Raw genomic sequence first — 11,336 nt, 5'->3', positions numbered from 1 at the left:
GGGTACTTTTATTTTTACTAGTTTTTTGCATTTATTTTTATAAAATACCGTATTTTATTTGTTATTTGTTTTGTATCTTTCATTCAGCATACATTTTTCAATATTTTTTTCGGGGTCGGCGAATAATGATCAAATGCTCTCACATAATTTGTTTATATATGGTGTGTATTAATTGTATATTATAACCTGTAAATGTCTTTTTTTTCTTTTGAAGAAAAGTAATAATATGGGTTGTTTTTGGAATGTAACTAAAAAATAATGGTTGTGTTGATTTTATGGATGAGCGGACTGTTGGTGTTGTAGTTAGAATTCTTCCCAATCCTGAGCAGAGGGAAGGGTTTCATCAGAATTTTGGTTGTGTGCGTAAAGCATACAACGAAACATTAGGTAAATACAACGCTTTATATGAAAAGGATAAGAGTATACGACCTACTTATACTTTCTTGAATAAGTTGATGATGGAATCCAAAAAGAAATTACCTTATCTGGATGCTATGGAATCCACCAGCTTACAACAGTCCATACGGGATTTAAGTCGTGGATTTGATAATTTCTTAAAAAACCGTCATTTTAATTATCCTAAATTCCACAGCAAAAAAGAAAACCGAAACAGCTTCAGACAAACCATACCAGCAAACAAAAAAATCATAAACAAAAACAAATTGTCTTTGCGAAGATACGGTGAAGTACGATTCAGAACAAGCCCCGAATACATGGAATTACTGAATAGCAGTGATATTAAATTTAACAATGTCACAATCGCCTATGACGGCATACATTACTATGCAATAATCAACATAACCACAGATCTTCCAGAAAATTTACCTTTAACAGGAGAAAAAATCGGCTGCGACATTAACTCCAATATTAACGGCTGGCTAGTGACAAGCGACGATGTAAAAGAGTTTTTTGATATAAATCATGAAAACCAAATGATAAAACACATAAACCGACTAATGTCACGATGCAGAAAACTAAGCCGCAGATGGAAAAAACTACAAAAAAGACTACAAAAATGGTACAACAAAAGAACAAATAAACTAAAAGACTATATCGAAAAACTAACCTATAATCTGGTAAAAGAATATGATGTTATTGTTTTCGAAGAAAATTACGCCACTATCAAAATCCTCATCGGAGGAGAACAAAACATGGTCTTTCCACTATCACAGTTCATACAACGGCTAAAAAACAAATTCGAATTGTACAAACCCCAAGCAGAAGGAGTAGTGTTTGTAGATGCTAAAAACACAAGTAAAACATGCCATCACTGCGGACACATAAACAAAGAGTTAGACGTGAAAACAAGACACTGGATTTGCCCAGAATGCGGCGAAAAACTTGATAGGGACGTAAATGCCGCTATTAATATATTGAACCGGTGGAGCCCCGGGGATAGCCTAGAAAATACTCAATAAAATCCATTGGGTGAAAAATATAATCTAGGAATCCTCACCTTCTATAAGGCGAGGTTGTTCAACCATTAACTGTCGATAATTTGGGCATAAATTTAAATCCGATTCATAGAAATGAGGCTATTTGCAACATATTTGCAAAAACTATTTATATGGAGCATTTTGGCACTGGAATCAAAAGAATGAGAAATGAAATGCAAAGATGTGGCCTTAATGATCCAGAATTTTATAATGAAAATAATTTTTTCACAGTTATTCTTAGAGAGCCTGATGGAAAATTAATCAAACCAAATGATTTAGAAAATTATGAAACATTGGATTTAAATGATTATGACTTAAATGAAAGACAGATTGAAATTTTAAATAAAATGAATAAAAATGATGTCGTATATACGTACAATTCCTATGCAGAAGAATTCAATATTTCATATTCTACAAGTAAACGTGATTTAAATAAATTAATTGAGCATAATTTAATTAAAAAGGGAAGTATTGGCAGAACAAATATATTTTATATATAAAAAAAGAAAGGGGTTTTGAAATTTAGTCGTTTGCTAAATTGTCAAAGTATCCCTGTATAAATACTACTGGAGTTCCTTTGTCTCCGGAACCGCTGGTTAAATCACATAAAGATCCGATTAGGTCGGTAAGTCTTCTTGGTGTTGTACCTTCAGTAATCATTTGTCCGGTTAAATCTTTATCTTTATTTTTGATTTCCTCTTTTATCGCTTCTTTTAACTCATCGCCTTTTAAATCAGCGAACTTGTTGTCTGAAACGTATTTGAGTTTGATTTCGTTTGGAGTTCCTATCAATCCGTCGGTATGTGCAGGGGATACGACAGGATCAGCAAGCTCCCAGATTTTTCCGACAGGATCCTTGAATGCTCCGTCACCGTAGACCATAACTTCGATTTGTTTGCCGGTTAAATCAATCAGTCTTTTTTGAACTTCCCTTACAAGTTCGTCTCCTGTTTTCGGGAAGAGTTTAAGTTTTTCTTCGGTAGCTTTATTTGAACCTAAAAGTCCGTACTCAGGGTTGAATCCTGAATCTCCAACAGGTTCGGCTAAAACCTGGTATAAACCATAGACATTAGCGCCTTCGCCTTGAAGTATTTTGACGGTTTTTTCTCTTGTGTGAATATCACAGGTTAAAACGTCATTGGTATAGTCAAGAATTGTTTTAAAGTCATTTGAAAAGACAAACTCGACTTCACAGTCTTCGCTTTCAATCAGTTCCCTGTAAAAGTCGATCATGTTGATTCCGGTAAAGGGATGTATCCATGAGCCGAAGGTTTCTGTGTATTCATCTTCTGAGATGACGCTTGCAAGATTATATTCGCTTTCATCCAAGATTGCTTCATCTAAAATACCATTTCCAACTTCATCTGCCGGAAAAGAGGTTAAAAGAGTGATTTTATCCATTCCTCTTGCAATACCTTTTAAAGCTATTGAAAAACGGTTTCTGCTTAAAATAGGATTTACAACCCCAATGTTTTTGGATGGGAATTTGTTTTGCACATCTTCGGCAATGTCATCAACGGTGACATAGTTTCCCTCAGAAATTCCAACAACAGCTTCTGTTATTGCAACAACATCCTTGTCTCTGAATTCAAATCCTTCACTTTCTTTTGCAGCCATAATGGAATCAACCACTATAGTTGCCAAATCATCATTTTCTTTAATAATAGGTGTCCTTATTCCACGTACAACAGTACCAACATTTCTCATATATGATTACTCCCTAATTTGGATTCACCTATTTATGTTATATTCCTTTAATTATATAAGTTTTAGATATTTTGTAATAATCTAATTATTTTGAGGCTAAAAACTTGTTGAATTTGTGGAGGAAATGTTAAAAACTAATTTTTATTACCAGTATTATTTTTGATAAAGAAACATTTTTAATGTCTTATTACTAAACTTTAATTTAATGAGTTTTGAAAAGGATTTAGTGAATCTTTGGTTAGCTAATATTAAAAAACTTGATAATAAAAATCATCTAAAGCATGGTGAAATCTATGCCAAAGACGGCAGCATTAAGGAATTTCAAATTAACCGCAATATTGTCACATCTAAAATAGAAGGTGCTCCCGGGGACTTTTACGATGTTGTAATAGAATTTAAAAAATTATCAAAATCCGATAAAGACAGGTTGAATCGTTTGATTAAAAAAAATTCCCAGTTGCAGGTTAAAATTTTGGATGATAAAATTCCTGAAGAATTGTTTTTTGATAATGTAAAAATAATTCCCGATTCACTGAAGGATTTTAAAATGACCTGCAGCTGTAAAAATGAAGGACTGTTCTGTAAGCATAAGGCAACAGCATTCCATTATCTTGCCGGTCAGTTATCAAAAAATCCATTTCTTCTTTTCACTTTAAGAGATTATTCTTTCGGCGAATTATTCGAATCCGATGATGATTCCATTAAATCGACGGATGATTTATTTAAAAATAGGGATTGCGTGCAGCATGAATTTGTTGATGTTGATGATATTTCTTTATTGATTAATGATTTAAAATTTTTATTGGATAAGCGTACGGGATTTTTTTCAAGTTCCACAATATCATTTAAAAGCATTCTGATTGATATTTTAAAAGAGTTTTCAATTTTAATTAAGAGAATAAACAATACTATTGTCATTAAAAATTCCTATAAGCATTTCATTAATTTCGGCGATTCATTTAAACTCAATACTACTGATTTGGAGTTTATTTTTAACAGAAAATGGTCACATCCCGAGCAGTGGGAGAAATTTCATGTGGATATTAACGGCAATTATGACATTAATGCTTTTGACACAGGATTGGCTCTTAATTTCAGAATAAGAAATCTGAAACATGCATTTTTCGCATTGTTTGCCGAAATGGATTATGCGGACTGTTATATTGATGATTATAATGAGGATTTGATATTTTTACATGGAATATATGAATTGACTTGCAGACTAATTTCTAAAAGCGCTCTGATTCCGGAGTTTTTCCAATTGAAAAATGGTGAATATGCCGTACGCTGGATTCCGTCATTTAATGAGGATGTCCAGGATTTAGTTGAAAATTTTGCCTGCATGTGTCCGGATAATCTAATATCATATAACGGAAAAAAATTATCCAAATATGATCAGGTTGTCTGTGCGATTTCTCTTTTTTTCAACGGCTTTACATATTATGCCTCATATAATTCAAAATCCGATCTGATGAAGACTATGAAGAATAATGAATATTTCCAATTGTTTTTCTTTAAAAGCCAGACTTTCCAGGTAAGTGGTGTTGAAAATACAATCAATAAATGGTTATCTCCATTATTTGAACAGGACATGAATTTTCATTTTGTCCTGGATGTAAATCAGGAATATTCTAGATTTGCCATAACTCCTAAAGTCGTCATTGATAAGAAAAGTCATGATTTGGCGGATATCCTATCATCAAATAAGTATCCCGCAGTTATTCGAAGCTCTAAAATCATAACAAAGATTTTTGCCAGATATAATATTGATGTTAATCTCAATGAGAAAATCCTGTTAAATATCGATGATTTTCATGTTTTCAACAATATTTTAATCGGTACTTTCAAATCCAATGGAATTGAAGTCAGACTACCTGACGAGCTAAGGATTGTGCATGATGCAAAATTATCCTTAACAGGAGACAATGATGTTTTATCCAAGACGTCACTGACTTTGGAAGATTTGAACAAGTTTGACTGGAAGATTGCCATAGGCGATGAGACATTTTCATTGACAGAATTTGAAAATCTCTCCCAAAACTACTCCGGACTTGTAAAAATCAATAATAAATATCTGAAAGTCAACCCTGTTGATTTGGACCATATTAGTATGTAGACAGATTTAATACCTCTAAATCCAACCAAAAATGATTTGATGCATTTCATATTAAGCGGAGATATTGAAAAACTTGACATTGGTGTTAATGATAAGCTGTCCGATTTGATTGACGGGCTGTTTGAAATTGATGATATTGAAGTTCCAAAATCATTCAACGGCCAGTTAAGGCCTTATCAGATGAGGGGATTTTCATGGCTATATCAGAATATGAAAATCGGATTCGGATCCATACTTGCAGATGATATGGGACTTGGAAAAACAATACAGGTGCTTGCGACAATCCTTTACCTGAAGGAAAACGATTTGCTTGAAGGGGATGTTTTAATCATTGTACCGACAAGTCTTTTAAGCAACTGGCAGAAGGAAATCGAAAAGTTCACTCCATCCATATCATCATTTATTTATCATGGACTGAACAGGAAACTGCCTGATGAGAAATATGATATAATATTAACTTCATACGGCATGATCAGACAGGACTTTGAAGTGATAGATGAAAATTTAAACATATTTTTATGTGTTGTTGATGAGGCGCAAAACATTAAAAATCCAAACTCTCAGCAGACGAAAGCCATTAAACTGCTTGAAACCAAACACAGGATGGCATTATCAGGCACTCCAATTGAAAACCGTCTGTCAGAATACTGGTCAATTTTTGATTTCATAAATAAAGGATATCTCTACTCCCTAAGAATATTCAATGAAAACTATGTAAAACCTATTGAAAATGAGCACAATGAAATTGTTTTGAATTCATTTAAAAAGATAACCTCCCCATTCATCCTCAGAAGACATAAGACGGATAAAAACATCATCAGGGATTTGCCTGAAAAAATTGTAAATGACATTTACTGCAATTTGACCTTAAAGCAGGCGGCAATGTATGAGGAGACATTGAACGTGCTTATAAGGGATGTTGAAGGAAGTGAAGGAATCAGCCGTAAAGGATTGATTTTAAAGTTAATAACCTCACTTAAACAGATCTGCAATCATCCGGCACAGTTTTCAAAATCAGATAAAATGTCTGTTGACGAATCCGGAAAAATGGAAGTTCTAATCAATATTTTAGAAACTATCCTGGACAATGATGAAAAAGTCATAATATTCACTCAATATGTGAAAATGGGGGAAATACTTAAAAAACTGATAGAAAAACATTATAATCAGGAAGTGCTTTTCTTCAGCGGTGCCCTTTCACGTAAAAAACGGGATGAGATGGTTGACAAGTTCCAGAACAATCCTGAAAATAAAATCATGGTTTTATCTCTTAAAGCCGGCGGAACAGGACTGAACTTAACTGATGCCCAAAATGTGATTCATTATGATTTGTGGTGGAATCCTGCAGTTGAAAATCAGGCAACTGATAGGGCATATAGGATTGGACAGGAAAATAATGTCATGGTTTACAGATTCATCACAACCGGAACATTTGAGGAGAGAATTAATCAGATACTCAGTGAAAAAATAGAATTGGCGGAAGTGGCAATTGATTCAAATGAATCATTTATCACTGAAATGAACAATAATGACTTAAAGGAAATGCTGAGGCTGCGGAAACTGGATTAATTTATAACATTATCATTCAAGATTTAAAATCATATTCATTTTCATGAATTTTTCTTATTTGATGAAACATCACTAATTTTTTGTAAGTACTGTTCATCATCTAAATAGGTTAAGTAATTTAAAAATAAAAGAATATTGAATTCAGAGTAATACATCCAATCACCTCTTATTCAAATTCTTCATTCCATTCATTATCAAATCTGACTTTGTTAATAATATGGTATGGTTCTGCTAGGTTGTCGTATAAAATTTCTAAATTTTCACATTCAATTTCTCTGATATCAAATTTTTGACTGTTATTATCAATTAATTCTGATAAAAAGAAGCTAGTTTTGTTATCAACATTATACTGTTTGGAATAAACCTCAAAAGCTTCAATTATATATGGGCTATGTGAATTAATGTATATGCATATATTTAATTCAGCAGCCATTTTAACTAAAAGTTCTGCTAATTTAATTTGCATGCCGGGATGCAAATTAATTTCCGGTTCATCAAATATAATCCAATCTCCTTCAGAAATTACTTTGTTTGTCAATAATAATTGTAATATACCTATTTGTTTATATCCTGATGCAATATTTATGATATCATATTCATTATTATCTGTTTTAAATATGAATTTAGATGTTTCATCATTAAATTCAAAACATCCTCCAATCATATCTATTAATTCTGATTCTAAATTTTTACTATTCTGGTAGTATAATTCTTCTATTGCAATTGAATTATTGTCTCTTTTTGATATTAATCCTTTTAATAGGTTATAATAATGGAATTGCCCAGTATTTCCATTAATTTTAAGTCCATTGTCACTTTTTATATAAAAATTTAGTAAAGATGGTGAATCAATATAAATGATATTTTTAAAATCATAATTATTTAAGTTCATTTGATTATTAAATGATGTTTCATAGGAATTTTCATTAAATGTTAATTTATAGTTGAATAAATTATCAAATTCATCTCCAAATTCAATTATTGCATCTTTATAGAATTTAATTTGGGATTTTCCGAATTCCACTAATAACAGATAGTTTATAACTCTTACAATGTAACCATATCTATCCTTATTAATATCAATACTATTTTTTATCAAATCCAATTCATTTTTACAGGATTCATTATTAAGTAACTCATATTTATTTAAAATATTTTCGAATTTAGAGAAAAAACCTATTAGATATTCATAATTAATATTGTCTTCTTGCCAGGTTATCATTAATGAGTTTATTTCATCAATCAATTCTCCAAAATTATACTGTATTGAATCCGGTTTTGATTTTGGAAAGTTATCTATCCATCTATTTATAAATGATTCATAAGATGCTAAAATTCCACTATTTTCAATCAGTTTTCCTTGATTGGATAGGGATGTTAAAAAACAGAATAATAATTTACTTGAAAGTGATTTTCCACTACCATTAACTCCTCCAAGTATATTAATTTGGTTAATATTAATATTTGCTTCATTGATGGGTCCAAAATTGTTGATTTTAAAATTTATCTTATTTTGCATTTTTAACATCTCATTGGTTTAATTGAGAAAAGAATAATAATCATGTGATGGAATGTTAAATATTATTATATTGATTATATCATATAATAATTTTATATTTTTATTTCGCTGGAATTTATGACTACTACTTTAATAAATAGAATTTCAATAATTAATATCAACAGGTGTTAACATGGCTAAAGGTTTCAGATATTTGGATGAACTTATTCACGGTGATGAGACTGAGATTTTTCTGGACTCAGATATTGTACTTGAGGATGTTGAGGAATTTCAATATGAGGACGGTATTAATATTGATGTCGACGATTTGGTTATTGATGGTAATGGATTTTCAATTGATGGGTGTGGAAAAGCTCGATTATTTTACTGTACAGGTGAAAATATTGTTATCAGGAATTTAACGTTGAAAAACGGATTTTCTAGGCAAAATGGTGGGGCGATACATATCGATGAAGGTGAAATGACGATAATTGATTCTCAAATCTGTAATAATGAATCCTCAGAGGACGGCGGAGCGATATTTAACGAGGATGGTGTGCTGAATGTTCAAAAATCCTCATTTATTGGAAATGTGGCAGGTGATTTTGGAGGAGCCATAAACAATTGGGGTGAGCTAGAAATTAGTGAATCATCATTTGAGACCAACAGGGCAAATAACGGAGCCGCAGTATTTAACGACAGCAGTGTAATGAAAGCTATTGATTCAAGATTTGTTGCAAATGTGTCTATTAAATGCGGTGCAATATTTAACAATGACACTGCCGAGTTAACTGTTGAAAAATCAATTTTTAGCCGTAATAAGGCTCAAAACGGTGGAGCACTGGTTAATGATGAGTCTGATGTGAATATTGCCGATTGTATTTTTGAAGACAATAATTCATCTCTAGATGGTGGTGCAATAGTAAATTTCAGTGAAATGACCATAGTTGAGTCAAGGTTTACTGGTAACAAATCTGATTGTAATGGTGGAGCTATATTTAATAAAAAGGCTGATTTGGTTATTAGAAAATCACTGTTTGAATCCAATGAATCTGCAGGCAAAGGCACAGCGATATATGGTGATGACTGTGAGTTAAGCATTGCCGAGTCCTCTTTTTCCGGAAGCTTTGATGATGAAATTTCACTTGAAAATTCTGTATACGACTGTGAAGATACAAGTTTTGATGATGGGTAGTGGAGTTATACTCCACTTATTGTTTTCACATAAGGAATTTTGCTTAGGATATAAGGCAGAAGCCAGCTTAAAAATACTGTTAAAACAAACATCACAGGGAAAAGCAGGTTGGATTTCGGATTGTAGTATGACAGGAATTTGACTACAATCACATGTGAGAAGTACATTCCGTAACTGCACACGCTCAGGGAAACGATGGCCTTTCCGATGAAATTGTCCTTTATTTTGTTGAATGCATTAAGTTTATCCAGATACATGATGAATAGGAACAATCCAACTCCCATGAAGATGTTTGGCATGTTTTCATATCTGATTAGACTGACATGTGTGTATCCCAGATATACGAAAACAGCTAATGAAATTAAAAGTATTATAAATCCTAAGATGCAGAGTTTTTTGTCATTTAAGTTGAACTTTTTGTTGACTAGCCAATATCCTAAAACAGGATATCCGATAAAGCTTGCAAACATGTCCAGATTGAAATAGCTCCATAAAGGGTAAGCGTTGAATGTCTTTAAAATCATTGTGACAAACCATATTGCCAGAAAATATTCAACACCTTTAATTTCATAATCTTTAATGAATGAGTTTAAAACCGGAATGAAGAGATAAATTCCAATCAATGTCCAGAAATACCAAGTGATTGAAGGCTCGCCGATGAAAACTTTCCAGATAAAAGCTGAATTATAGCCACAATAGTATAATTGTCCCAGGATTAAAATAATCCAGAAAATGAACGGATAAATGATTCTTGCAAATCTCCTTTTTAAAAAGTCCGGAAGGCTCGGATAGTCTCTGTTTAAAAGTAGTGCTCCGCTGATCATAAGAAAAATAGGCACACCAATGTCTCCGATGTCGTGGAATGTCATCTGGGCAATTATTTGTGCCTGTGTTGTCAGCGGACCGAAAAAGTGGTCTACATGACAGATTATTACAGCTATTATTGCAAAAGCTCTGAGTAAGTCGTAATAAAAAATTCGCTCTTTTTTGGTTTTCATTGTTTTATTTTCCTAAAATTTCTTTAATTACATATTTGTCATCATCATCAAATACTCTTAATAGTGTTACAACTGCTAAGTATATTATTATTCCGACTGGAATTGCAATCCACATATTCAGGTTTAGGAAGTACAATGCGATTCCTAAAACTCCTGATCCTATGATTATTTTTATTAAATCGGAGTATAGTTTCTTATTAGGTCTGTGACCAAGTTTGTATATCACATATGTTTGAAGTGCTACAATTAACATATCACTTAAAACTGTTGTTATTGCTGCTCCATTGTAAGATAAATAAGGAATCATGAAGAAGTTTAAAATAATATTAAATGTAGCGGCTATTGCATAAATTTTTGTAACAGTAACTTCTTTATGTGATGCATTTAATAATGTATTTGCAGCTCCACTAATGAATAATAAGCAAACTGTCCAAATTAGAATAGATAAAACCGATGATGCCGCATCATATTCATGTCCGTAAATTAAATGTATAATATCTGTTGAGTAAAATACTGTTCCAAAGGCTAATGGAATAATTATTAACATTAAATATTTTATCGATTTTTCAAAACTCACTAAAAGCATTGATTCATCATTTTTAAAGAATTTACTCATGACTGGGAAGATTACTGCAATATATACTGAATAAAATAAGTTTAAAACAGCTATTAATTTGTATGTTGCACTATATATTCCTGTGGAATAACTCCCAGTAATATTTGTAAGCATTATCATATCAATGGAATAATAAATTGTATATAATAAACCAGTTATTGCGAAGGGAATTGAATATAATGTAATTTTTTTACAAAATCG

At 31.9% G+C, this 11,336-nt stretch carries 8 protein-coding genes and 1 pseudogene; 5 read left to right on the top strand and 4 right to left on the bottom strand.

The window, feature by feature from the left end; translation table 11 throughout:
• Positions 1 to 275: 275 nt before the first annotated feature.
• Entirely contained in the window at positions 276 to 1,418 is a 1,143-nt protein-coding gene (locus ACKI2W_RS02880) for an RNA-guided endonuclease InsQ/TnpB family protein (RefSeq protein WP_407379048.1), read from the top strand.
• 59 nt (positions 1,419 to 1,477) lie between these two features.
• Positions 1,478 to 1,936 (top strand): annotated as a pseudogene (locus ACKI2W_RS02875) (ATP-binding protein); the annotation flags it as partial.
• Between the two features lie 22 nt (positions 1,937 to 1,958).
• On the opposite strand, the gene ACKI2W_RS02870 reads toward ACKI2W_RS02875, so the two are convergent.
• Positions 1,959 to 3,143, bottom strand: coding sequence for a coenzyme F420-0:L-glutamate ligase (locus tag ACKI2W_RS02870; protein ID WP_407379046.1), 1,185 nt, complete (start codon positions 3,141 to 3,143; stop codon positions 1,959 to 1,961).
• 205 nt (positions 3,144 to 3,348) lie between these two features.
• On the opposite strand from ACKI2W_RS02870, the gene ACKI2W_RS02865 reads away from it, so the two are divergent.
• Together ACKI2W_RS02865 and ACKI2W_RS02860 are read left to right on the top strand one after the other, a co-directional pair.
• Positions 3,349 to 5,259, top strand: a complete 1,911-nt coding sequence (locus ACKI2W_RS02865; RefSeq protein ID WP_407379044.1) for an SNF2 helicase-associated domain-containing protein — start codon at positions 3,349 to 3,351, stop codon at positions 5,257 to 5,259.
• Between the two features lie 39 nt (positions 5,260 to 5,298).
• Positions 5,299 to 6,828 (top strand): DEAD/DEAH box helicase, encoded by a 1,530-nt coding sequence (locus tag ACKI2W_RS02860; RefSeq protein ID WP_407379042.1) that lies wholly within the window; start codon positions 5,299 to 5,301, stop codon positions 6,826 to 6,828.
• Between the two features lie 166 nt (positions 6,829 to 6,994).
• Here the strand turns inward: ACKI2W_RS02860 and ACKI2W_RS02855 are convergent, their stop codons facing one another.
• On the bottom strand, positions 6,995 to 8,347 hold the full coding sequence (locus ACKI2W_RS02855; protein WP_407379040.1) for an AAA family ATPase: 1,353 nt from the start codon (positions 8,345 to 8,347) through the stop codon (positions 6,995 to 6,997).
• Positions 8,348 to 8,519: 172 nt separating this feature from the next.
• Here ACKI2W_RS02855 and ACKI2W_RS02850 point away from each other — a divergent pair, with 172 nt between their 5' ends.
• Positions 8,520 to 9,521 (top strand): hypothetical protein, encoded by a 1,002-nt coding sequence (locus ACKI2W_RS02850; protein WP_407379038.1) that lies wholly within the window; start codon positions 8,520 to 8,522, stop codon positions 9,519 to 9,521.
• Between the two features lie 5 nt (positions 9,522 to 9,526).
• On the opposite strand, the gene ACKI2W_RS02845 is transcribed toward ACKI2W_RS02850, so the two are convergent.
• Entirely contained in the window at positions 9,527 to 10,519 is a 993-nt protein-coding gene (locus ACKI2W_RS02845; protein WP_407379036.1) for an acyltransferase, read from the bottom strand.
• Positions 10,520 to 10,523: 4 nt separating this feature from the next.
• On the bottom strand, positions 10,524 to 11,336 hold an 813-nt coding region (locus ACKI2W_RS02840), incomplete at its 5' end, for a polysaccharide biosynthesis C-terminal domain-containing protein (RefSeq protein ID WP_407379034.1).

The sequence above is a fragment of the Methanobrevibacter sp. genome (genome assembly GCF_045603845.1).
In the GTDB taxonomy this organism is placed as follows: Archaea; Methanobacteriota; Methanobacteria; order Methanobacteriales; family Methanobacteriaceae; genus Methanocatella.
Note: the sequence above shows the minus strand (reverse complement) of the source record. Positions and strands in the feature narration are given on the sequence as shown.

Bases quoted from the DNA above. Each gene is read 5' to 3' on its own strand.
- ACKI2W_RS02860 (WP_407379042.1), top strand. From the start codon at position 5,299: ATGCATTTCATATTAAGCGGAGATATTGAAAAACTTGACATTGGTGTT.
- ACKI2W_RS02880 (WP_407379048.1), top strand. From the start codon at position 276: ATGGATGAGCGGACTGTTGGTGTTGTAGTTAGAATTCTTCCCAATCCT.
- ACKI2W_RS02865 (WP_407379044.1), top strand. From the start codon at position 3,349: ATGAGTTTTGAAAAGGATTTAGTGAATCTTTGGTTAGCTAATATTAAA.
- ACKI2W_RS02850 (WP_407379038.1), top strand. From the start codon at position 8,520: ATGGCTAAAGGTTTCAGATATTTGGATGAACTTATTCACGGTGATGAG.
- ACKI2W_RS02870 (WP_407379046.1), bottom strand. From the start codon at position 3,143: ATGAGAAATGTTGGTACTGTTGTACGTGGAATAAGGACACCTATTATT.
- ACKI2W_RS02845 (WP_407379036.1), bottom strand. From the start codon at position 10,519: ATGAAAACCAAAAAAGAGCGAATTTTTTATTACGACTTACTCAGAGCT.
- ACKI2W_RS02855 (WP_407379040.1), bottom strand. From the start codon at position 8,347: ATGCAAAATAAGATAAATTTTAAAATCAACAATTTTGGACCCATCAAT.